21 protein-coding genes and 1 tRNA gene are annotated in these 21,496 nt (G+C 59.9%); 4 read left to right on the forward strand and 18 right to left on the reverse strand.

The window, feature by feature from the left end; genetic code table 11:
• Positions 1-78: 78 nt before the first annotated feature.
• Positions 79-600: a TIGR02281 family clan AA aspartic protease gene (locus tag BTE54_RS03685; RefSeq protein WP_065654762.1), complete on the forward strand. Its 522-nt coding sequence runs from the start codon at positions 79-81 to the stop codon at positions 598-600.
• Here BTE54_RS03685 and deoA read toward each other — a convergent pair.
• The 10 genes from deoA to BTE54_RS03735 all read right to left on the reverse strand — a co-directional run bounded on the left by deoA (position 593) and on the right by BTE54_RS03735 (position 9,816).
• On the reverse strand, positions 593-1,909 hold the full coding sequence (gene deoA, locus BTE54_RS03690; protein WP_078051446.1) for a thymidine phosphorylase: 1,317 nt from the start codon (positions 1,907-1,909) through the stop codon (positions 593-595). The two genes, BTE54_RS03685 and deoA, sit on opposite strands and share 8 nt — an antisense overlap.
• Positions 1,906-2,679: a deoxyribose-phosphate aldolase gene (deoC, locus tag BTE54_RS03695; RefSeq protein ID WP_003524355.1), complete on the reverse strand. Its 774-nt coding sequence runs from the start codon at positions 2,677-2,679 to the stop codon at positions 1,906-1,908. The genes deoA and deoC overlap by 4 nt, the downstream gene beginning before the upstream one ends.
• Positions 2,680-2,681: 2 nt before the next feature.
• Entirely contained in the window at positions 2,682-3,482 is an 801-nt protein-coding gene (locus BTE54_RS03700) for a purine-nucleoside phosphorylase (RefSeq protein WP_078051447.1), read from the reverse strand.
• Positions 3,482-3,871, reverse strand: coding sequence for a cytidine deaminase (locus BTE54_RS03705; RefSeq protein ID WP_003524353.1), 390 nt, complete (start codon positions 3,869-3,871; stop codon positions 3,482-3,484). Before BTE54_RS03705 ends, BTE54_RS03700 begins: the two co-directional genes overlap by 1 nt.
• A gap of 19 nt (positions 3,872-3,890) precedes the next feature.
• Positions 3,891-4,862 carry an ABC transporter permease gene (locus BTE54_RS03710; RefSeq protein WP_078051448.1) on the reverse strand — a complete coding sequence of 324 codons (972 nt, stop codon included), beginning with the start codon at positions 4,860-4,862 and terminating at the stop codon, positions 3,891-3,893.
• Between the two features lie 6 nt (positions 4,863-4,868).
• The gene (locus tag BTE54_RS03715) at positions 4,869-5,972 is read right to left on the reverse strand and encodes an ABC transporter permease (RefSeq protein ID WP_003524352.1); all 1,104 of its coding nucleotides are present in this window, start codon (positions 5,970-5,972) and stop codon (positions 4,869-4,871) included.
• A gap of 7 nt (positions 5,973-5,979) precedes the next feature.
• The gene (locus BTE54_RS03720; RefSeq protein WP_078051449.1) at positions 5,980-7,485 is read right to left on the reverse strand and encodes an ABC transporter ATP-binding protein; all 1,506 of its coding nucleotides are present in this window, start codon (positions 7,483-7,485) and stop codon (positions 5,980-5,982) included.
• Between the two features lie 81 nt (positions 7,486-7,566).
• Positions 7,567-8,559: a BMP family ABC transporter substrate-binding protein gene (locus BTE54_RS03725; protein WP_003524348.1), complete on the reverse strand. Its 993-nt coding sequence runs from the start codon at positions 8,557-8,559 to the stop codon at positions 7,567-7,569.
• A gap of 214 nt (positions 8,560-8,773) precedes the next feature.
• Positions 8,774-9,424 carry a peptide-methionine (S)-S-oxide reductase MsrA gene (msrA, locus tag BTE54_RS03730; RefSeq protein WP_078051450.1) on the reverse strand — a complete coding sequence of 217 codons (651 nt, stop codon included), beginning with the start codon at positions 9,422-9,424 and terminating at the stop codon, positions 8,774-8,776.
• A 74-nt stretch (positions 9,425-9,498) separates the two neighbouring features.
• Positions 9,499-9,816, reverse strand: a complete 318-nt coding sequence (locus BTE54_RS03735) for a hypothetical protein (RefSeq protein WP_078051547.1) — start codon at positions 9,814-9,816, stop codon at positions 9,499-9,501.
• 220 nt (positions 9,817-10,036) lie between these two features.
• Here BTE54_RS03735 and BTE54_RS03740 point away from each other — a divergent pair.
• The 3 genes from BTE54_RS03740 to dnaJ all read left to right on the forward strand — a co-directional run bounded on the left by BTE54_RS03740 (position 10,037) and on the right by dnaJ (position 13,564).
• A tRNA-Ser gene (locus BTE54_RS03740) sits at positions 10,037-10,126 on the forward strand.
• A gap of 309 nt (positions 10,127-10,435) precedes the next feature.
• On the forward strand, positions 10,436-12,337 hold the full coding sequence (dnaK, locus tag BTE54_RS03750; protein ID WP_003524342.1) for a molecular chaperone DnaK: 1,902 nt from the start codon (positions 10,436-10,438) through the stop codon (positions 12,335-12,337).
• A 90-nt stretch (positions 12,338-12,427) separates the two neighbouring features.
• Positions 12,428-13,564: a molecular chaperone DnaJ gene (dnaJ, locus tag BTE54_RS03755; protein ID WP_004439156.1), complete on the forward strand. Its 1,137-nt coding sequence runs from the start codon at positions 12,428-12,430 to the stop codon at positions 13,562-13,564.
• Between the two features lie 66 nt (positions 13,565-13,630).
• Here dnaJ and BTE54_RS03760 read toward each other — a convergent pair whose 3' ends face one another.
• The 8 genes from BTE54_RS03760 to rpmF form a co-directional block, all read right to left on the reverse strand.
• Positions 13,631-14,182 (reverse strand): DUF924 family protein, encoded by a 552-nt coding sequence (locus BTE54_RS03760; protein ID WP_078051452.1) that lies wholly within the window; start codon positions 14,180-14,182, stop codon positions 13,631-13,633.
• Positions 14,183-14,195: 13 nt separating this feature from the next.
• Positions 14,196-14,408: a SlyX family protein gene (locus BTE54_RS03765; protein ID WP_059759493.1), complete on the reverse strand. Its 213-nt coding sequence runs from the start codon at positions 14,406-14,408 to the stop codon at positions 14,196-14,198.
• A gap of 148 nt (positions 14,409-14,556) precedes the next feature.
• Complete coding sequence (locus BTE54_RS03770) at positions 14,557-16,062, reverse strand: tripartite tricarboxylate transporter permease (protein ID WP_065654774.1); 1,506 nt, start codon at positions 16,060-16,062, stop codon at positions 14,557-14,559.
• A gap of 9 nt (positions 16,063-16,071) precedes the next feature.
• Positions 16,072-16,533, reverse strand: a complete 462-nt coding sequence (locus BTE54_RS03775; protein WP_065654775.1) for a tripartite tricarboxylate transporter TctB family protein — start codon at positions 16,531-16,533, stop codon at positions 16,072-16,074.
• A 100-nt stretch (positions 16,534-16,633) separates the two neighbouring features.
• Positions 16,634-17,617, reverse strand: coding sequence for a tripartite tricarboxylate transporter substrate-binding protein (locus BTE54_RS03780; RefSeq protein ID WP_065654776.1), 984 nt, complete (start codon positions 17,615-17,617; stop codon positions 16,634-16,636).
• 198 nt (positions 17,618-17,815) lie between these two features.
• Positions 17,816-19,162, reverse strand: a complete 1,347-nt coding sequence (locus BTE54_RS03790; protein WP_078051453.1) for a sigma-54 dependent transcriptional regulator — start codon at positions 19,160-19,162, stop codon at positions 17,816-17,818.
• Positions 19,159-20,961: a sensor histidine kinase gene (locus BTE54_RS03795; RefSeq protein ID WP_065654778.1), complete on the reverse strand. Its 1,803-nt coding sequence runs from the start codon at positions 20,959-20,961 to the stop codon at positions 19,159-19,161. The genes BTE54_RS03790 and BTE54_RS03795 overlap by 4 nt, the downstream gene beginning before the upstream one ends.
• A gap of 187 nt (positions 20,962-21,148) precedes the next feature.
• The gene (gene rpmF, locus BTE54_RS03800) at positions 21,149-21,334 is read right to left on the reverse strand and encodes a 50S ribosomal protein L32 (RefSeq protein WP_003507205.1); all 186 of its coding nucleotides are present in this window, start codon (positions 21,332-21,334) and stop codon (positions 21,149-21,151) included.
• Positions 21,335-21,496: the final 162 nt, after the last annotated feature.

The raw sequence follows: 21,496 nt of genomic DNA on the forward strand, positions 1-21,496 counted from the left end.
TGGCTTTTTCTTTTAAGGATTCAGCATGTTTTGCGTCTATTCTGGGCAAGAATAACCTGCCCCTGGAGGAGCACAGACTTGCTGACGCGCGCGATTTTTCTGCTTGTTGGGCTTTCGGTCGGTGCGACGCAGATTCCAGTTCTGGTGGAAAAATTTCAGCCGCGCCCGGAAGCAAGCATCGAGAAAGCGGAAGCCAGACCTGAGGCAGCCAAGCCGGAGTCCGTCTCCCTTGGCGGCGTCAGTCTGAAAGCGGATGCGCGCGGCCACTTCAATGCCACCTTCCGCGTCAACGGCAAATCCTTCGACGGACTTGTCGATACCGGCGCTTCCATGGTCGCCATCAACGAGACGATTGCGCGCCGGCTCGGTTACGGCGTCAACAGCCTCGATTATAAATATGCGATTTCAACGGCGAATGGTCAGACCATGGCCGCCTATGTGAAACTCGACCGGGTGGAGATCGGCGCTATCCGGGTTCAGAATGTCGACGCCATGGTGCTGAAGGACAATGCGCTTAACAACATGCTGATCGGCATGAGCTTCCTGAAGCAATTGTCGTCTTTCAAGGTATCGGGCGGCGAGATGCGGCTGGTCAGGTGATCCGCTCAAGAATGGGCGCACCAATCTCCGGCGCGCTTTCAGCAATTCCGTAGCAGGCAGCTACCCTTTTCACGGCATGTTGCGCTTCGTCGCTGGAAGCGGCGTGGACAATGGCGATCCGCTCGCCCTTTTCCACCTTCGCACCGAGCGGCAGGATGTCCGAGATACCGACGGAAGGATTGATCGTGTCCGATGGCTTTCTTCTGCCGCCGCCGAGTTCGACGACAACCATGCCAAGATCGCGCGTGGCGCAGGAGGCGAGCAAACCGCTGCGCTCCGCCAGAACCGGAAGAATGACCGGCGCAGAGGGCAGATAACGGGACGGACGCTCAACGAAATCCGATGGACCGCCGAGTGCCGAAACCATCCCCGCAAAGACTTCCAGCGCTCGACCGGATGACAGCGCAGCCGACGCCAGCGCCTCTCCTTCCTCCAGCGCGGCCGCCTTTTGCGCCTGCATCAGCATTTCCGCCGCAAAGGACAGGACCACCTTTTCAAGGCGGGTGCCGGCCTTGCGGCCGGCCAGAAAATCCAGACAATTGACGATTTCCACCGCATTGCCGGCGGCATCGCCGAGCGGCTGGTTCATGTCGGTTATCAGCGCCGTTGTCGGCAGGCCTGCGCCATTCGCCACATCGACCAGCGCGCGGGCCAGATTGCGGGCATCCTCGACGCTCTGCATGAAAGCACCGCTGCCGACCTTCACATCCAGAACCAGCGTCTCCAGCCCGGCCGCAAGCTTTTTCGACAGGATGGAGGCCGTGATCAGCGGTATGGAATCCACCGTCGCGGTCACATCGCGAATGGCATAGAGGCGTTTATCGGCTGGGGCGAGATCGCCCGTCTGGCCGATGATGGCGCAGCCGACCGTCTTTACCGTCCGGCGAAACAACGCCTCGTCCGGCATGACGTTGTAACCGGGGATCGCTTCCAGCTTGTCCAGCGTGCCGCCGGTATGGCCAAGGCCCCTACCGGAAATCATCGGCACGGCGAGACCGCAGGCGGCAACGATGGGAGCCAGCATCAGGGAGACATTATCGCCGACGCCGCCGGTGGAATGCTTGTCCGCCACCGGCCTGCCTAGATCGCTCCAGGACAGGACCTCACCGCTGTCGCGCATCGCCAGGGTCAGCGCCACCATCTCACCCCGGTTCATGCCGCGAAAGAACACCGCCATGGCAAAAGCAGCCGCCTGCCCTTCAGAGATGCCGTCTTTAGAAAGCGCCTCTATAAAAGCGGCAATCTCCCGAGGCTCAAGTGACAGGCCATCGCGTTTGCGGCGGATGATTTCCTGCGGGATCAAGCTCAATACCCGCTGGCGGCCTTGGCGGGCTCGCCGCCGGCCAGCACGTTCAGCACATCATCGAGAACACCGGAAGCGCCGAAACGGAAGGTGGACGGCATGGCCCAGTTGGGCGCCATGATGGTCTCCGCAAGCCTGAGGTAAAGCGTGGCGTCTTCCACCGTGCCGATACCGCCGGCGGGCTTGAAGCCCACCTTCTGCCGGCTGTCGCGGATCGCCTGCAACATGATGTCGGCGGCCTCCAGCGTGGCATTGATGGCAACCTTGCCGGTCGAGGTCTTGATGAAATCGGCCCCTTCGGCAATGGCGAGTTCCGATGCGCGACGGATGAGCGCCTTGTCCTTCAACTCGCCGGTTTCAAGAATGACCTTGAGCAGCACGGGTGCAACGCAGGCCTTGCGAACGGCCGCCACCATGGTGGACACCGCCGTTTCATCGCCGGCTATGAATTTGCGATAGGGAATGACGAGATCGATTTCGTCAGCGCCGTCGCGGATCGCCGCCTCCGTTTCCGCAACCACGGTCGCGATGTCGAGATCGCCCGAAGGAAAATTGACGACCGTGGCGATGCGGATAGCATGGTCTTTTCCGAAAGCAGCACGCGCCTGCGCCACGAAGCGCGGCCAGATGCAGATTGCGGCCGTATTGCCGTATTCCGTATGCGCCCGCTGGCACAGAGCGGCGATCTGCTCGGGCGTGCAGTCTTCCTTGAGATTGGTCAGGTCCAGCAAGGACAGGGTGAGGGCAGCCGCTTCGCGCGGACGCTGGAGTTCCATGGTCACGCTCCTCCTGCGATCATTTCCTTCAGAATGGCGGCAAGCCTCCTGCCACCCACGGGAGCCATGTCCTTGGTTTCTTCATGGCTCAGTTCCGCGCCGGTCATGCCGGCACCGTAATTGGTAATAACCGATGCGGCGGCGACGCGCATCCCGAAAAAGCGCGCAAGGATGACTTCCGGCACGGTGGACATGCCAACGGCATCCGCCCCCAGCAGCCGCGCCATGCGGATTTCCGCCGGTGTTTCGAAGCTCGGGCCGGAAAACCACATATAGACGCCGCCGAACAAAGGCACTGTGGCACGGATGGCGGCGTTGCGCATGGCAAGCATCAGATCGGGATCGTAAGCGGTGGTCATGCCGACGAAGCGGCGGTCGCTTTCCTCGCCGATTAGCGGGTTCATGCCGGAATAGTTGATGTGATCGGTGATCTGCATGACCGAGCCGGGCGGCATATCCTGCCTGACCGAACCTGCCGAATTGGTGAGGATGAGCGACTGCACGCCAAGACCGGCCAGCGCCCCGATGATCGCGCGCATGGCGGACGGATCGCCCTTTTCGTAATAATGCACCCGGCCGGAGAGCATCATGACCGGCTCCCCGCCAAGATAACCCGCCACCAGCTCGCCCGCATGGCCGGAAACGCCGCTTGCGGGAAAACCGGGAAGTTCGGCATAGGGCACCCGGATCGGATCGCTGACGTCTTCCACCAGCGAACCGAGGCCCGAGCCGAGGACAATGGCGACGCGCGGCATCAGGCCGTTCAGGCGCTCCACCAGAATATCGATCAGCGTATCCGGCATCAGGGCAGCTCTGTCTTGAAGCTGAAGGGCAAAAGCTCTTCCATGGTCATGACCTTCTGCACGCCGGTTTCGTCGCAGAGATAGACTTTCGTGTCCGGCGTCGCGAATTCGGCGATCTTCTGCCGGCAGCCCCCACAAGGTGGGCAAAGAGCAAGCTTTTCGGCGATGACCGCGATTTCGCTGATCTTCTTTGCCCCACCCATGATCATGGCGCTGATGGCGGAAGGTTCAGCGCACCAGCCCTGCGGGAAGGAGAGGTTCTCGATGTTGGCGCCCTTGTAAATCTTGCCGTCTTCAGCGCGGATCGCCGCACCGACCGGAAATTTCGAATAGGGCGCGTGGGCAAAGGCCATGGCCTCCACCGCTGCCTCGAACAGGGCATGGGACATCGGATCTCGGGACATGGATTTAACGCTCCTTCGCATAGGCAACGCCACCGGCCTTGGGGGGCTTGGCGACGCCGATGAAACCGGCAAGCAGGATGCAGGTCAGAATATAGGGCATGGCCTGGAAAATCTGCACCGGCACCTCGCCAATACCGGGCACGGATTTACCCTGCATGAAGTTGGCGAAGGCATCCAGAAAACCGAAAAGCAGGCAGGCGAACATGACCGGCACCGGCTTCCATTTCGCGAAGATCAGCGCCGCAAGCGCTATATAGCCCTTGCCGGCCGACATGTTGGCGATGAAGGCCGCCGACTGCGCAACGGCGAGATAGGCGCCCGAAAAACCGCAGAGGAAACCGGCGACAATGACGGCGCGGAAGCGCATCCATGTCACCGAAATGCCGGCCGTATCCACCGCGCCCGGGTTTTCACCCACCGCGCGCAGACGCAGGCCAAAACGGGTGCGATAAAGCACCCACCAGGAGAGCGGCACCGCCAGAAAGGCGAGATAGGTGAGAATATTGTTGCCGGAAATGACATTGGCATAAAGCGGGCCGATGAAGGGCACCTCGCGCATCGCATCCGCACCGGGCAGGATGATCGGCGCAAAGCGGCCTTCGGCCGGCAATTGCGGCGTGCGGCCGCCCTGCCCGAACCAGGCCTGTCCGAGAACCACCGTCAGGCCGGCGGCGATGAAATTCAGCGCCACCCCGGATACGATCTGGTTGCCACGGTTGGTGATGACGGCGAAACCATGGATCAGCGAGAAGAGGATGGAAACGGTGATGCCCGCCAGCAGACCGGCCCATGGATCTGCCGTGAGATAGGCGACGCAGGCGGAGGCGAAGGCCGCCGCCAGCATCTTGCCTTCAAGGCCGATATCGAACACGCCCGCGCGTTCGGAAAAGAGCCCGGCGAGCGCGGTGAAGAGTAGCGGGATGGTGAGGCGGACGGTCGAGCCGAGGATGCTGACCAGCATATCGAAGAAATCCATATCAGCTCATCCCTTTGCCAAGCGCTGGTAGATGCGGACGACCGCCGGCCGGTACATATATTCCAGCGCGCCGGCAAAAAGGATCACCAGACCCTGAATGACCACGATCATCTCGCGGGTAATATTCGGCATCTCGAAGGAAAGGTCAGCGCCGCCCTGATAGAGAATACCGAACAGCAATGCCGCGAAGATGATGCCGAGCGGATGGCTTCGCCCCATCAGCGACACGGCGATGCCGACGAAACCCGCGCCGCCGACAAATTCCACCTGCAGGCGGGCGGAAGCGCCCATGACCGGGTTCAGCGCCATCATGCCCGCCAGACCGCCGGAAATCAGCATGGCGATGATGACCGTGCGCGCATAGGGAATGCCGGCATAGATGGCAGCCGACGGGCTGATGCCGAGCGTGCGCATCTCATAACCGAGCTTGGTGCGCCAGATCAGCACCCAGACAAGGAAACACATGACCAGCGCGATGATGAAGGAGACGTTGAACGGCGCCGGCCCGAGCTTGAGGCCGAACAGCGCCATCAGCCAGTCGAGCTTCGGCAATTGCCCGCCGGGCAGAAAGGTGCGCGTTTCCGGCGCCATCTTGCCCGGCACGATCAGCACATTCACCAGCAGATAGACCATCAGCGCAGCCGCGATGAAGTTGAACATGATGGTGGTGATGACGACGTGGCTGCCGCGTTTTGCCTGCAGCCATGCCGGAATGAAGGCCCAGGCCGCGCCAAAAAGCGCGGCACCGATGACGGCGAAAGGCATCGTCACATACCACGGCACGTAGCGATCAAGCGCCAGCGCCACCAGCGCAGCACCCAGCCCGCCAATATAGGCCTGACCTTCCGAGCCGATGTTGAAGAGGCCGGCATGGAAGGCCACGGCGACGGAAAGGCCGGTGAAGATGAAGCTCGTCGTGTAGAACAGCGTGAAGCCGATGGCATCGCCACGGCCAAGCGCACCTTCGATGAGCAGGCGCAGCGCCGCCAGCGGGCTTTCCCCGATGGACCAGACAACGAGGCCGGAAATCAGAAAGGCGGTGACGACGTTCAGCAGCGGCAACAGGCCGTAGCTGATCCAGTTTGGTAGGGGTACGGAAGCGGTGCTCATTCATGCCTCATGCGGCGATGCCGGCCATCATCAGGCCCAGCGTCTGTTCTTCGGCTTCCGCCGTTTTTTCTCCAACGACACGACCGGCGAACATGACCATGATCCGATCCGAAAGGGAACGGATTTCATCGAGTTCGACAGAAACCAGCAAAATCGCCTTTCCGGCATCGCGCATCTCGATGATGCGGCGATGGATGAACTCGATGGCGCCGATATCCACGCCGCGGGTTGGCTGACCGATGACCAGCATCTTCGGGTCACGTTCGATTTCGCGGGCGACGACGATCTTCTGCTGATTGCCGCCGGAAAAATTGGCGGTCTTCAACTGCGGATTCGGCGGGCGAATGTCGTATTTCTCGATCTTTTCGACCGCATCCCTGCGGATGGCCTCGGGGTTGAGGAAAGGCCCTTTGCCATAACGCTCATCATGGTGATAACCGAGGATGGAGTTCTCATATTCCTCGAATTTCAGTACCAGCCCCATATGGTGGCGGTCTTCCGGGATATGCGCGAGGCCGAGCCTGCGCAGAATGGCCGGATCGGGTCGGTCGACCTTCTGGCCATCCACCCATATCTCGCCCGAATGGGGCTTGCGGATGCCCGCGATGGCTTCGAGCAGCTCCGACTGGCCATTGCCCGCCACGCCGGCAATGCCGACGATTTCACCGGCACGGACATCGAGCGAGACATCATCCACCATGGTGACGCCGCGACTGTCCTTGACAGTCAGATTGCGGATGGAGAGCAGAACATCGCCCGGCGTCGTCTCGCCCTTTTCCACCCTGAGCAGCACGCGGCGGCCAACCATCAGTTCGGCCAGTTCCTCGACGCTGGTTTCGGAGGTCTTGCGGGTCGCGACCATTTCACCGCGGCGCATGACGGAGACGGAATCCGTGATCGCCATGATTTCGCGCAGCTTGTGGGTGATGAGGATGACGGTCTTGCCCTGCTCGCGCAGGACGCCGAGTATCTTGAAAAGGTGATCGGCCTCGGCCGGCGTCAGAACGCCGGTCGGCTCATCGAGGATCAGGATTTCGGCGCCACGATACATCGCTTTGAGGATTTCGACGCGCTGCTGCAGACCGACCGGCAATTCCTCGATGACCGCATCCGGATCGACTTCCAGACCGTAATCGTCCTCTAGGCGCTGCAACTCCTTGCGGGCCGCCGCCCGGCCCTTGGCGAGCGATGCGCCGCCTTCTGCGCCGAGCATGACGTTTTCCAGCACGGTGAAATTTTCCACCAACATGAAGTGCTGATGCACCATGCCGATGCCGGCATTGATGGCCGTCTGGCTGTCACGGATCGCGACGGGCGTGCCATTCACCCGGATTTCACCGGCGTCCGCCTGGTAAAAGCCATAGAGGATCGACATCAGGGTCGATTTCCCGGCACCGTTTTCCCCGATAATGCCGTGGATCGTGCCCTTGGCGACGGTCAGATTGATATTCTTGTTGGCGTGAACGGCACCGAATTTCTTGTCGATGCCCACCAGTTCGATTGCAGGGTCCATACTCAAACCGAAACCTCTCCGAAGGCTGGATATGAAAAGGGCGCAAGATGAAAAACATCATGCGCCCCCGTGCATATCATATCATTTCGGGCAGGAATTATCCGCCATATAGTCATGAACCTTGACGGCGCCGGAGATGATATCGGCCTTCGCCTTGTCCACGGCGGCGGTCATTTCCGGCGTGATCAGGGCCTTGTTGTTGTCGTCGACCGCGTAGGCGACGCCATCTTCCTTGACGCCGAGCGCAACGATGCCGGGGGTGAACTTGTCGTCCTTGGCATCCTTGTAGGCATTGTAGACGGCCAGATCGACGCGCTTGACCATGGAGGTCAGAACCGAACCCGGATGCAGGTGGTTCTGGTTGGAATCGACGCCGATCGAGAACTTCTTGTTGTCGGCGGCGGTCTGCAGCACGCCGATACCGGTCGCACCGGCTGCCGCGTAAATCACGTCCGCACCCTGGTCGATCTGGTTCTTGGTGAGTTCGCCGCCGCGCACCGGATCGTTCCAGGCAGCACCCGTGGTGCCGGTCATGTTCTGGAAGACTTCGATCTTGTCGTTGGCCGCCTTGGCGCCCTGCGCATAACCACAGGCGAACTTACGGATCAGCGGAATATCCATGCCGCCGATGAAGCCGACCTTGCCGGTCTTGGAGGCCATGCCGGCCAGAAGACCGACGAGATAGGAGCCTTCGTGCTCCTTGTATACGACGGAGCGAACATTCGGCAGCTCGACGACGGAATCGACGATGACGAACTTGGTGTCGGGGAATTCGGCTGCGACCTTTTCCATGGCCGAGGTCCAGGCAAAAGACACGGCAACGACCGGGTTGAAGCCCTTGCTGGCGAAGTTGCGGATGGCCTGTTCGCCCTGCGTGTCGCTGGTCGGTTCGAAATCGCGGAACTCGATGCCCGTTTCCGCCTTGAACTTTTCAGCGCCGGCCGCAGCGGCCTCGTTGAACGACTTGTCGAACTTGCCGCCCGTGCCATAGACCAGCGCCGGCTTGATATCCGCGGCGAGCGCGGAAGCCGACATTGCGGCAAGCGCAAAAAGCGTCAGAAGGGATTTTTTCATTGTGCAGCCCTGTTGTTGCAATTGATATTATAAGGGTCCTCCCGCAATCCCGTTGACCGGGAATGTCTGCGGAACCGCCAGCCGTTTTCCCGGCTGTGCTTGCCTCATATCCTTGCATGGCTCAATGAAAAATTCATCCGGTTTTTTTGACCCGGTGGAAAAACTTTATTCTGGCGCTTTTTTGGTCTTTCCACCGGGGCGACCTGCAAAAAATCTAGTCGATATTGCAGCTTACGCCGGTTCCCCTCAGGCCGCAGTAGCCGCCCGGGTTCTTGGCAAGATATTGCTGATGGTAGTCTTCAGCGTAATAAAACTTTTCAAGCGGCCCGATCTCGGTGGTGATGGCGCTGCCATGGCCGGCCTCGTCCAAAGCCTGTTGAAAAGCATCGCTCGCCTTCTGCGCCTGCTGCAACTGCCCTTCCGTCGTCGCGTAAATGGCGGAACGGTAGGTCGTGCCGACATCGTTGCCCTGCCGCATCCCTTGTGTCGGATCATGCTCCTCGAAGAATATCTTCAGCAGGCCCGGGAGCGAGATCACGGCCGGATCGTAGACAACCTTGACCACTTCGGCGTGGCCCGTCTGGCCCGTGGTCGTCTCCTGATAGGTGGGGTTGCGGGTGAAGCCGCCGGCATAACCCACCGCCGTCACCCACACGCCCGGCGTTTTCCAGAACAATCGTTCCGCACCCCAGAAGCAGCCCATGCCGAGATAGATGGTTTCAAGACCATCCGGATAAGGCCCCTTCAAAGGCCGGCCATTGACGAAATGGGCTTCCGGCACCGCAAGGGCCTCTTCACGGCCGGGCAAGGCGGTTTCTTCTGTCGGCATCGTCGTTTTTTTTGAAAGCGTATCGAACACGAACATTCGGTCCTCCATGCGGCCAGTTCCGCCGCTTCTCATGGTTCACATCTGCGGGCGCCCATTTCGACAGATACAAGTCAGGCCGATAAACGCCTCATCGCCTTGTGTTTCCTGTAACCCGCCATCCAGCAGAGCAGGGAAAGCGCCAGGGAAACGGCAAATGCGGGCACCGCCGACAGGGTATTTTCAATGAAGCGCCACGCTTCAGGGTGAATATAGTGAGCCATGGCCGCTTCCACCATGGTGCGCGAGGCAGGAAGCAGATAGTTCCAGACGGACAGGATGCCGGTGATGTTGACCGAGGAGGTGGAAACCGAGCGGATCGAATCGAGCACGCCCAGAAAAACCGCCGCAACGAGGAAAAGAAAGCTCAAAAACCGCAAAAAAGCTTTCATCAGGGACACCTCGTTTACGATCTGCCGGTCAGGCAGCCATATTTTGAAATCTATATTGCATCGATAAAGGCGGGAAAACCGGTTTGCAATCGCATCGGAACACAGGAAATTGCCCACATTTCAAAAAACTGTCAGATTCGTGTTGATCCCTGCGAATTCATCGGTATATATCGCGCCGTTCCAGTGATTTGCATTTCTTCAAACATGCAGATTTAAAAAAGGACAGGTGGCCGAGTGGTTTAAGGCGCACGCCTGGAACGCGTGTGTGCGTGAAAGCGTACCGTGGGTTCGAATCCCACCCTGTCCGCCATTTCACCCCACCCCGATACCGTTAAAAGCCAGTCTCAACGGGTCGCTCGCCGCGATGCCGGTCGGCATCGCCGTGTAGAGCCCGAGCCGCGTTTTCCCGCTTCCGCAAGCCGTGATGGCTATGCTTCTGCACAGACCGGGGTTTCCTGCGCTTTTTTGCTGCGCTTCCCCCTGTCTTGCGCCTTGCAGCAGGAAAAATCGCTCCTTATATACGCCGCATAACAGCAGCGAAGGCTGCAAATCCAAGTCAAGGAGTTGCCACAAGAATGCCTCACGGGGTTCCGGCAGCTCGCTTCAAGGAGAGAAGAGCATGGCAAAAGTAATCGGTATCGACCTTGGCACGACCAATTCCTGCGTCGCAGTGATGGACGGCAAGGACACGAAAGTAATTGAAAACGCGGAAGGCGCGCGTACCACGCCGTCCATGGTGGCATTTTCCGACGATGGCGAGCGCCTTGTCGGCCAGCCGGCCAAGCGCCAGGCGGTCACCAACCCGACCAACACCCTGTTTGCGGTCAAGCGCCTCATCGGCCGCCGTTATGAAGACCCGACCGTCGAAAAGGACAAGGCTCTGGTTCCCTTTGAAATCGTCAAGGGTGACAATGGCGACGCATGGGTGAAGGCGCAGGACAAGCCCTATTCCCCTTCGCAGATTTCCGCGATGATCCTTCAGAAGATGAAGGAAACGGCTGAATCCTATCTCGGCGAAAAGGTCGAGAAGGCCGTTATCACGGTTCCTGCCTACTTCAACGACGCCCAGCGTCAGGCAACCAAGGATGCCGGCCGCATTGCCGGTCTGGATGTTCTGCGCATCATCAACGAGCCGACTGCGGCGGCACTCGCCTATGGCCTCGACAAGAAGGACGGCAAGACGATTGCCGTTTACGACCTTGGCGGCGGCACCTTCGATATTTCCGTGCTGGAAATCGGCGACGGCGTCTTCGAAGTGAAGTCGACCAACGGCGATACCTTCCTTGGCGGTGAAGACTTCGACATGCGTCTGGTGGAATATCTGGCCGGCGAGTTCAAGAAGGATCAGGGCATCGACCTGAAGAACGACAAGCTTGCCCTGCAGCGCCTGAAGGAAGCTGCCGAAAAGGCGAAGATCGAGCTGTCGTCCTCGCAGCAGACCGAAATCAACCTGCCGTTCATCACGGCCGATGCTTCCGGTCCGAAGCACCTGACGCTGAAGCTGACCCGTGCGAAGTTCGAAAGCCTGGTCGACGATCTGGTGCAGCGCACCGTTGCGCCGTGCAAGGCAGCGCTCAAGGATGCAGGCGTCTCCGCTTCCGAGATCGATGAAGTCGTTCTCGTCGGTGGCATGAGCCGCATGCCGAAGGTGCAGGAAGTCGTCAAGCAGCTGTTCGGCAAGGAGCCGCACAAGGGCGTGAACCCGGATGAAGTGGTCGCCATGGGCGCCGCCATCCAGGCCGGCGTTCTGCAGGGCGACGTCAAGGACGTTCTGCTGCTCGACGTGACCCCGCTGTCGCTCGGCATCGAAACGCTGGGTGGCGTCTTCACCCGTCTGATCGATCGCAACACGACGATCCCGACCAAGAAGAGCCAGACCTTCTCGACCGCCGAAGACAACCAGTCGGCCGTGACCATCCGCGTCTCGCAGGGTGAGCGCGAAATGGCGCAGGACAACAAGCTGCTCGGCCAGTTCGACCTCGTCGGCCTGCCGCCGGCACCGCGTGGCGTTCCGCAGATCGAAGTGACCTTCGATATCGACGCCAACGGCATCGTGCAGGTTTCGGCGAAAGACAAGGGCACCGGCAAGGAACAGCAGATTCGCATCCAGGCTTCCGGCGGTCTCTCTGACGCCGACATCGAGAAGATGGTGAAGGACGCCGAAGCCAATGCCGAAGCCGACAAGAAGCGTCGTGCGGGTGTGGAAGCCAAGAACCAGGCCGAAAGCCTTATCCACTCCACCGAGAAGTCGGTGAAGGAATATGGCGACAAGGTTTCCGAGACCGACCGCAAGGCTATCGAAGATGCCATTGCCAGCCTGAAGACCGCCGTCGAAGCCGCTGAGCCGGATGCAGACGACATTCAGGCCAAGACCCAGACCCTCATGGAAGTTTCCATGAAGCTCGGTCAGGCCATCTACGAAGCGCAGCAGGCCGAGGCCGGCGATGCTTCCGCAGAAGGCAAGGACGACGTCGTCGACGCTGACTATGAGGAAATCAAGGACGACAAGAAGTCCGCTTAATCGCGTGACCTTCCGTCTCCTGAAAACATATGCAAGACATCCGGCTGCCGACGTGCAGCCGGAAATCCATTTGCGGGGCTTGTTAACTTAATGGCGAAAGCAGACTTTTACGAAACACTTGGCGTCAGCAAGACCGCGGACGAAAAAGAGCTGAAAAGCGCCTTCCGCAAACTCGCGATGAAATACCATCCGGACAAGAACCCGGACGATGCCGATTCCGAACGGAAATTCAAGGAAATCAACGAAGCCTATGAAACGCTGAAGGACCCGCAGAAGCGTGCGGCCTATGACCGTTTCGGCCACGCCGCATTTGAAAATGGCGGCATGGGCGGCGGTGGCGGCTTTGGCGGCGGTGGTTTCGCCAATGGCGGCTTCTCGGATATTTTCGAAGACATCTTCGGCGAGATGATGGGCGGTGGCCGTGCGCGCCGCTCTTCCGGCGGACGCGAGCGCGGCGCCGACCTTCGCTACAATATGGAAATCACGCTGGAAGAGGCCTTCACCGGCAAGACGGCGCAGATCAGGGTTCCGACCTCGATCACCTGCGATGTCTGTTCCGGTTCGGGTGCAAAGCCCGGCACGCAGCCGAAGACCTGCGCGACCTGTCAGGGTTCCGGTCGCGTGCGCGCAGCGCAGGGCTTCTTCTCGGTGGAACGCACCTGCCCCACCTGCCATGGTCGCGGGCAGACGATCTCCGATCCCTGCGGCAAGTGCCACGGTCAGGGCCGTGTAACGGAAGAGCGTTCGCTTTCCGTCAACATTCCCTCGGGCATCGAGGACGGCACCCGCATTCGCCTGCAGGGCGAAGGCGAGGCTGGCATGCGCGGCGGTCCGGCGGGCGATCTCTATATCTTCCTGTCCGTGCGTCCGCATGAATTCTTCCAGCGCGACGGCGCCGACCTTTATTGCACCGTACCGATCTCCATGACGACGGCAGCACTTGGCGGCACCTTCGATGTCACGACGCTCGACGGCACCAAATCGCGCGTTACGGTTCCGGAAGGCACCCAGCCGGGCAAGCAGTTCCGTCTGAAGGGTAAGGGCATGCCGGTTCTGCGTTCGGCGCAGACGGGCGACCTCTATATCCAGATTCAGATCGAAACGCCGCAGAAACTCAGCAAGCGTCAGCGCGAGCTGTTGCAGGAGTTCGAGCAGCTCTCCTCCAAGGAGAACAATCCGGAATCCACGGGCTTCTTCGCCCGGATGAAAGAATTCTTCGACGGCTGATTGTCGCCGCCCCATGCTTTGAGAACGCCGCCCTCCTTCGGGACTGGCGGCGTTTTCATTTCGGGCTCAGCCGGAAAAGCCACCTTCATCAAGATACTGCCGTTCCTCCGGCGTCGTTTCCCGCAGCAATATGTCATTGCGATGCGGAAAGCGGCCGAAACGTTCGACGATATACCGATGCTCTTCGGCGTGATGAAGATAAAGCCCGCCAAGCGGCTGGTTCAGGTCGCAGGCACGCCGCTGGGCGGCGATATCCTCCGCATGGGAAAAGGGCAGGTAGAAGAAGACGCGTAAATCCTCGCCCACCGCCTGGTCATGCCCGCGGCGGATGGCCTCGTCGGCAAAGAGCCGCGCCAGCGGGTCGGTGGCGTACATGTGAGCGGTGCCGCGAAAGCAGTTGCGCGGAAACTGATCCAGCAGAAGCATCAGCGCGAGACTGCTTTCCGCACCCTCCAGCCAGTCGTCCAGCTCACGCCGAGCTGCTGCAAAATGGGCATCGCGGAAACGATCATGAAAATGACTGTCAAAGGCCGCGTCCTTGTCGAACCACTTGTCCGGTCCGGCCTTCTTCCAGAAATCGACGATATCGGCGGCCAGCGCGGCGGTTTCGTTTTTCATTGGCTCTTCCCTGTCAATAATGCGGCGGTCGAGTAATCGCGGGCGCGTCCAGCGATTGCTCCTCCAGGCTCAGGAACCTCTCCGTCAGGCGGTCGAGCTTGGCGCGGGTCTGCTCCACCACCTTCCATTGTTCCGCCAGCTGATCGGACAGCTCCTCTATCACCTTCGCCTGATGCGCGGCCGTTTCCTCGAGCGCAATGATCCGTTTTTCGGTTTCCGACGTCATATCGACCTCTCTTTCCAGCCCTTCCTTGGGCCTAAAAGCGCCTGAGTCAACCATATGTCGCTTTGGTGAAGCGAATTCGTCACGGCGATCCAGAAACGGAAAAAGCCGGCGATGTTTCCATCGCCGGCATCCGAGTTCTTGGCTTTCCTCAGTCCTCTTCTACGAAAACCTCCTCACGCTTCTTCTTCACGCTGGGCAGGAAGACGACGATCAGCACGGCCAGAGCAATGAAAAGCAGGGTGGCGCTGATCGGCCGGGTGACGAAGGTGGTCGGATCGCCGCGCGACAGGATCATGGCGCGGCGCAGGTTCTCCTCCAGCAGCGGCCCAAGCACGAAGCCCAGGAGCAGCGGCGCCGGCTCGCAGCGCAGTTTCACCAGCACGTAACCGATGAAGCCGAAGAAGGCGACGGCATAGAGATCGAAGACATTGGAATTGACGCTGTAGACCCCGATGGCGCAGAAGGCCATGATGATGGGGAACAGCACATAATAGGGCACCGTCAGAAGCTTTACCCATAGCCCGATCAGCGGCAGGTTCAGGATGACGAGCATCAGGTTGCCGATCCACATCGAGGCGATGATGCCCCAGAACAGCGCCGGCTGTTCGGTTGCGACGTTCGGACCCGGCACGATACCCTGAATGATCATCGCGCCGATCATCAGCGCCATCACCGGATTGGCGGGAATACCGAGCGTGAGCAGCGGGATGAAGGAGGTCTGGGCGCCGGCATTGTTGGCGGATTCCGGACCGGCCACGCCGGCAACCGCGCCATGCCCGAATTCTTCCGGGTTCTTGGAGACGCGTTTTTCCACCGTATAGGAAGCGAAGGCCGCGAGGATCGCGCCGCCGCCCGGAAGAATGCCGAGAGCGGAACCGATGACCGTGCCGCGCAGCACCGGTGCGATCATTTTCCTGAAATCCTCCCGTGTCGGCATCAGCCCGCTGACCTTGGCGATCAGCACCGAACGGGTGCGCTCATTTTCGAGATTGCGCAGGATTTCGGCGATACCGAAGACGCCGACGGCCACGGCCACGAAGTTCAGACCGTCGGCATATTCGCGGATGCCGAGGGTGAAACGCGGTGTGCCGCTATAGATATCGGTGCCGACCAAACCCAGCAGCAGGCCCAGCACGACCATGGCCAGCGCCTTGACGATGGAGCCATGGGCAAGCGCAATGGAAGAAACGAGGCCGACGACCATCAGCGAGAAATATTCTGCCGCGCCAAATTCCAGCGCAATCGCCGTCAGAGGCGGAGCGAAAATCGCCACGAGGAAGGTGGAAACCGTGCCGGCGAAGAACGAGCCGATGGCGGCAATGGCGAGTGCGGCGCCCGCCTTGCCCTTGCGCGCCATCTGATACCCGTCGATGGCGGTGACGGCAGAGGAGGATTCGCCGGGCATGTTGATAAGGATTGCGGTGGTGGAACCGCCATATTGCGCGCCGTAATAGATGCCGGCGAGCATGATCAGCGAAGAGACCGGCTCCAGCTGGAAGGTGATCGGCAGCAGCATGGCGATTGTGGCCGTTGCGCCGATGCCCGGCAACACGCCGATGAGCGTGCCGAGCAGCACACCGATGAGGCAGAAAAACAGGTTTTCCAGCGACGACGCCGTCGAAAAACCGAGTGCGAGATTATTGAACAGCTCCATCACGGCACCTTAAAAGTTAAGCCATGGGCCAAAGCGCTGGAAAGGCAGCCCGAGGCCGTAGTTGAACACTGCGACGGAAAAGACCGTGATGGCCGCGGAAATGGCAACGGCCATCAGCGGGCTCATCTTGTGCGAGGCAAAGGCTGCGATGAGGGCGCTGAAAAACAGTGCCGGTACGAAACCAAGTCCCCGGACCGTGAGGCCGAAAAAGATGGGTGCGGGCAGAATGAAAAAAATCCCCCGCCAGGCGATGGCTCCGATGGCGTCTCCCTGCACCCGGGTAGCGCGGAGAAATATGACGCTTCCAAGCAGGATCAAGACGATGGCGAGAACGAGCGGGAAGTAACCCGGCCCCATGCGGAATGTGGTTCCCAAATCAAGCCCGTAGGACTGCAAGGCGAAAAAAGCGCCAAAACCGATGAAAATTGCCCCGCAGGCTGCTTCGGCAGGGTCAATAAAAAACGACTTCATGAAAGATGCCCCTCCACTGCGGCCAGCGACACACCGTTCCGCGCGTTAAAACGACAGCAGAAAACCGGCGGCATAGCGCCGCCGGTCATTCCGTTGCTCATCAGTCGGCGTATTGGCCGGCGGACTCGATGACCGGCTTCCAGCGAGCGATTTCGCTTTCGAGCTTGGCCTTCAGCGCCGCAGGCGTCGCATCGCTTTCCGGGGAAGGCGTCGTGCCGAGTTCGGCGAACCGGGCCGCGACATTCTTGTCCTTCAGCGCGGCCTGGAGCGACTTGGAGAGCTTTTCATTGATTTCGGCAGGCGTGCCCTTAGGCGTGTAAATGCCGTGCCAGATGCCGACCTCGAGTTTCGGCAGGCCCGCTTCAACGACTGTCGGCACATCAGGCAGCACATCCAGCCGCTTGGCGGTGGTTACGGCGTAAGCCTTCACCGTGCCGCCCTGAATCTGCTTGGTGGTATTGGTGGTCTGGTCGCACATGATGTCTACCTGGCCGCCGAGCAGATCGGTCATGGCCGGGCCCGTACCCTTGTAAGGGACTGTGACGAGCGGAGTTTCGATGGCGCTCATGAACAGCATGCCGCACAGATGCGAGGCGGCGCCGATGCCGGCATTGGCGACGGTGACCTTGTCCTTGTTCGCCTTGGCGTATTCGATCAGACCTTTCAGATCCGTCGTCTCGAGGTTCTTGCGCGACAGGATGGTCATCGGCACTTCGGTAACGAGGCCGACATATTCGAAGGCGTTCAGCGTGTCGTAGGCGAGCTTGCGGTAGAGCGTGGCGCTGGTGGCCATGCCGATATGGTGGAGAAGAACGGTGTAGCCGTCCGGATCGGACGATGCCACACGACCAGCACCCAGCGTGCCGCCTGCGCCGCCGACATTTTCAACGATGATCTGCTGGCCAAGGTCCTTCGACATGGATTCAGCGACAAGGCGCGCAACCGTATCCGTCGGGCCGCCCGCGGCAAAGGGCACGACCATGGTGATGTTGCGCTCCGGATAGTTCTGAGCGGATGCGGACAGCGCAAAAAGGGAAACGGCAGCGGCGGCAGCAAGGCCGGTGACTGTCTTCAGTATTTTCATCGATTCCTCCCGGATGAAAATGTTCGCCACTTCAGCCGCGCATGCTCCTCCATGGCGACCGGGGTGAGATATTTGCGATCCGGGATCGCCCTTCAGCAATGGCGGTCTTGTCGTGAGGTGCGCTTTTATTGCTGTCCCTGAACGGCAATGGGTGGATTTCTACCCATAGGGGCTCATCCATGGGTGGAAATCCACCCATCAGACCTCGGTCATGTGCCGCTGCAGCCCGTATTTCTGCATTTTCTCGTAGAGCGTTTTGCGCGAAATGCCGAGATTCTCATAGACGGATTTCAGATTTCCGCCATGTGCGGCGATTGCATGTGCGATCAGGCTTTTTTCGTAAGCCGCGACCCGTGCGGAAAGGGCCACTTTTCCGTCACCCTGAAACGGTAGCGAGGCTTCGGAAACATCGCTTTCCAGACCGAGAACGAAGCGGTCCGCGGCATTGCGCAATTCACGCACATTGCCCGGCCATTCACGCAGGGAGACGGCCGAAAGCAGACTTTGCGGCACGTCAGTGTCTTCCCGCCCGTAACGGGCAGCGGCTTCCCGCACGAGGTGCAGGAAAAGTAGCGGTATATCTGCGCTGCGCTGCGAGAGCGACGGCACGAGAAGTGTCGCCACGTTGAGCCGATAAAGAAGATCGGCACGGAACCGGCCAGCTGCGACCTCCTGTTCCAGATCGACCTTGCTGGTGGCGATGAAACGGACATCGAGTTCGACCGTTTCATTCGAGCCGAGACGGGTAATCACCCGTTCCTGCAAGACACGCAGGAAGCGGCCCTGCAATTCGAAGGGCATGGAGCCTATCTCATCCAGCAATATGGTGCCGCCGCGAGCATGTTCGAACTTGCCGTAGCGTGGGCGCAGCGCTCCCGGAAACGCACCGGCCTCGTGGCCGAATAGTTCACTTTCAATCAGCGTCTGCGGAAGGGCGGCGCAATTGATCGCCACGAAGGGCCGGTTGGCTCTGGCGCTGATGTCGTGAAGCGCCCGCGCCACGACCTCCTTGCCGGCGCCCGTGTTACCGACGATCAGCGTATCGGCGTCCGTCGCGCCAATGGCGCGGATACGATACCGCAGATCGACCATGATCTGGGTTCTGCCGGGCAGACGCGTTTCGAGATCGTCATGCTTGCCCGCTACCGCCTTGAGGCGGCGGTTTTCCAGTACAAGCGCCCGCCGATCATTCGCCCTTTTGATGATGCCGGCGAGATATTGCGGCGTGAACGGCTTTTCGATGAAATCATACGCGCCGTTGCGCATGGCGTTGACCGCGAGCTGCACATCGCCGTGGCCGGTCATCAGGATGACAGGTATTTCAGGATCGAGCTCCCGCACCTTCTGCAGCAGCGTCATGCCATCCATGCCGGGCATCCTGATATCGCTGACCACGACGCCGTCGAAGCTGTAGCCGATGAGTTCGAGCGCATGTTCTGCGCTTGCGAGCATGGTGACGGCAAAACCGGAAAGCTCCAGCGCCTGCGCGGTGGAAAAGCGCAGTTCTTCCTCATCATCGATCAACAGAACCCGCGACATGGTCATTCCGCAGCCGCCTCCACGCGCCAGGCGGCGGCTGGCAATTCGATTTCGAACTCAGCCCCGCCCTCGTCATGGTTTCTGACACGGAGCTGGCCGCCAAAATCCTTGATGATGTTATAGGAGATGGACAGGCCAAGACCAAGGCCGCGTCCCACGCCCTTGGTGGTGAAGAAAGGATCGAAAATGCGTTCTGAAATCGCCGCCGGCACACCCGGACCGCGATCACGAATGAAAATCGACACCGACTGGCCATGCTGCACGGCACGCAGCGCAATGCGGCGATCCTCCCGCCCCTCCACCGCATCGGCAGCATTGGAGATGATGTTGACGAGCACCTGCTGCAGCCGCACCGGGCCGGCCTTCACGGCAAGCGGCACCCGGCCGAGATCCACATCCAGCACCGCATCGGCGGCCTTCAGCCGTGCACCGACGATTTCAAGCGTATCGCGAAGGACGGCTTCCAGACTTACCGCGGCCATTTTTTCATTGGGCTTGCGGGCGAAATTCCTGAGATGCTTGCTGATGGAGGCCATACGGTCGATAAGGCCCGAAATGCGCCTGAGGTTTTCGGTCACCTCCTCCAGCCGTCCCCGCTCCACGAGAAGCGAGGCGTTTTCAGCGTAATTCTTGGCGGCTGCAAGCGGCTGGTTGAACTCATGCGACAACGCTGCCGACATCTGCCCGAGCGCTGCTAGCTTGCCCGCCTGCACCAGATCGTTCTGCATCTTGCGCAATTGCTTTTCCGTCTGGCGGCGTTCGGCGATTTCGTGCTCGATCTCCTGATTGACCCGCGCCAGATCGGCCGTGCGTTCCTCCACCCGTCGTTCCAGCTCCGCCTGCGCCTCCGCCTGATGGGTCAGGCGCTCCCGCAGACGACGACGCCTCTGCAGCATGGCGGCGATGAGGGCGGCCGCCAGGCAGAGGCAGAGGATGATGGCTATCATAGCCGTCTTCACCTGCGTTCGGAGCGAACCCGTGTCCATCAGCACGCTGACTGTCCAGCCCGCGTCCGGCATCGGCTGCGACAGGACCATATATTCCCTTTCACCGTCATCCTGGCTGATGGTCATCAGCTGATGCGAACCGAAATTGCCGTTTTTCAGGGGCAATTCCTTAAGGGTGGCATTGGCGTAGCGGCGGGAAGCCTCGGTTCGCGCCAGCCTTTCGGGCGTCAGCGGCATGAGGCCGGAATAAAGCCATTGCGGCGTTCCGGTCATGAAGATGATGCCTTCCGGGTCCGATACCAGAATTCGGTTCTCACCATCGCCGAATGACGCTTCTATGCCTTCAATATCAACCTTGAAGACGATGACGCCCTTGATCTCCTCGTTGAAGAGAATGGGCGCTGAAAAATAATAACCGCGCTTGTGCGAGGTGGTGCCAAGCGCGAAGAAGCGTGACTGGAAGCCCTTGGCGGCATCCTGAAAATAGGGACGGTAGCTGAAATTCTCACCGACGAAACTCGTCGGCCCATCATAGTTGCTGGCGGCGATGGTCTCCCCATCCAGCGTGATGATGTAGATATCGGAGGATTCCAGCAGGGTGTTGATGGATTTGAGGTAGATATTGGCGCGCTGGCGCAGTTCGGCATCCTTGGGATGTGCGACCAGTTCCTCAATGTCGTCATGATCGGCAATCAGCGCTGGCAGCGGCTCGTAACGGTTCAAAAGCCCGCCGAGAGCAGAGACGGCCAGCCGCAGCGTCGTGCGGCCCTGCTCGGACATTTCGCCGAAATAGCTTTCCGCGATGATGCCGCCACCTCTCGTCACGGCGCCGTAACCGAGACCAAGGCTGAGAAGCATCAACACAAACCAGCGATATTTCACCGAAGCTCCCCTCCTGTTGCAGGCACCGAAACCTGCTCTCCCTGAAAGAGTGTAGGAGGAGCGGCCGAATTTTCCAAGTGAGCGGAAAAGGCAGGTGGACGTTCCTGAAAACAAAAAACCGGCCACGAGGACCGGTTTTTTGCAAAGATGATTTCAGAAAAGCTTATGCGCTTTCCTTCGGCGTCAGAACCTGACGGCCGCGATACATACCGGTCTTCAGATCGATATGGTGCGGACGGCGCAGTTCGCCGGAGTTCTTGTCTTCAACGTAGGTCGCAGACTTGAGACCGTCAGCCGAGCGGCGCATACCGCGCTTGGACGGGCTTGTTTTTCTTTTTGGTACAGCCATTTTTGTTACTCCACTTAAGCGGCGAAACAACGGAACCGGCCAGAACCAAAGGCCGAATGTCGGATGTCTCGATATCGGAAATTTGGCGCGCTTATACATGCCCAAACGGGCTTTGACCAGCCCTGACGCGCATTTTTTCCGATTCAACGGAATCAGCGCGGC

The organism is Agrobacterium sp. YIC 4121 (assembly GCF_002008205.1).
In the GTDB taxonomy this organism is placed as follows: domain Bacteria; phylum Pseudomonadota; class Alphaproteobacteria; order Rhizobiales; family Rhizobiaceae; genus Agrobacterium; species Agrobacterium leguminum.

What these genes read in the sequence shown, in the direction of transcription:
- BTE54_RS03765 (WP_059759493.1), bottom strand. Translation starts at nt 14,408, where the DNA reads ATGACGTCGGAAACCGAAAAACGGATCATTGCGCTCGAGGAAACGGCC.
- BTE54_RS03705 (WP_003524353.1), bottom strand. Translation starts at nt 3,871, where the DNA reads ATGTCCCATGCCCTGTTCGAGGCAGCGGTGGAGGCCATGGCCTTTGCC.
- BTE54_RS03790 (WP_078051453.1), bottom strand. Translation starts at nt 19,162, where the DNA reads ATGACCATGTCGCGGGTTCTGTTGATCGATGATGAGGAAGAACTGCGC.
- BTE54_RS03770 (WP_065654774.1), bottom strand. Translation starts at nt 16,062, where the DNA reads ATGGAGCTGTTCAATAATCTCGCACTCGGTTTTTCGACGGCGTCGTCG.
- dnaJ (WP_004439156.1), top strand. Translation starts at nt 12,428, where the DNA reads ATGGCGAAAGCAGACTTTTACGAAACACTTGGCGTCAGCAAGACCGCG.
- BTE54_RS03725 (WP_003524348.1), bottom strand. Translation starts at nt 8,559, where the DNA reads ATGAAAAAATCCCTTCTGACGCTTTTTGCGCTTGCCGCAATGTCGGCT.
- BTE54_RS03795 (WP_065654778.1), bottom strand. Translation starts at nt 20,961, where the DNA reads ATGCTTCTCAGCCTTGGTCTCGGTTACGGCGCCGTGACGAGAGGTGGC.
- BTE54_RS03720 (WP_078051449.1), bottom strand. Translation starts at nt 7,485, where the DNA reads ATGGACCCTGCAATCGAACTGGTGGGCATCGACAAGAAATTCGGTGCC.
- dnaK (WP_003524342.1), top strand. Translation starts at nt 10,436, where the DNA reads ATGGCAAAAGTAATCGGTATCGACCTTGGCACGACCAATTCCTGCGTC.
- BTE54_RS03735 (WP_078051547.1), bottom strand. Translation starts at nt 9,816, where the DNA reads ATGAAAGCTTTTTTGCGGTTTTTGAGCTTTCTTTTCCTCGTTGCGGCG.
- BTE54_RS03710 (WP_078051448.1), bottom strand. Translation starts at nt 4,862, where the DNA reads ATGGATTTCTTCGATATGCTGGTCAGCATCCTCGGCTCGACCGTCCGC.
- BTE54_RS03780 (WP_065654776.1), bottom strand. Translation starts at nt 17,617, where the DNA reads ATGAAAATACTGAAGACAGTCACCGGCCTTGCTGCCGCCGCTGCCGTT.
- rpmF (WP_003507205.1), bottom strand. Translation starts at nt 21,334, where the DNA reads ATGGCTGTACCAAAAAGAAAAACAAGCCCGTCCAAGCGCGGTATGCGC.
- BTE54_RS03760 (WP_078051452.1), bottom strand. Translation starts at nt 14,182, where the DNA reads ATGAAAAACGAAACCGCCGCGCTGGCCGCCGATATCGTCGATTTCTGG.
- BTE54_RS03775 (WP_065654775.1), bottom strand. Translation starts at nt 16,533, where the DNA reads ATGAAGTCGTTTTTTATTGACCCTGCCGAAGCAGCCTGCGGGGCAATT.
- BTE54_RS03715 (WP_003524352.1), bottom strand. Translation starts at nt 5,972, where the DNA reads ATGAGCACCGCTTCCGTACCCCTACCAAACTGGATCAGCTACGGCCTG.
- BTE54_RS03700 (WP_078051447.1), bottom strand. Translation starts at nt 3,482, where the DNA reads ATGCCGGATACGCTGATCGATATTCTGGTGGAGCGCCTGAACGGCCTG.
- msrA (WP_078051450.1), bottom strand. Translation starts at nt 9,424, where the DNA reads ATGTTCGTGTTCGATACGCTTTCAAAAAAAACGACGATGCCGACAGAA.
- deoC (WP_003524355.1), bottom strand. Translation starts at nt 2,679, where the DNA reads ATGGAACTCCAGCGTCCGCGCGAAGCGGCTGCCCTCACCCTGTCCTTG.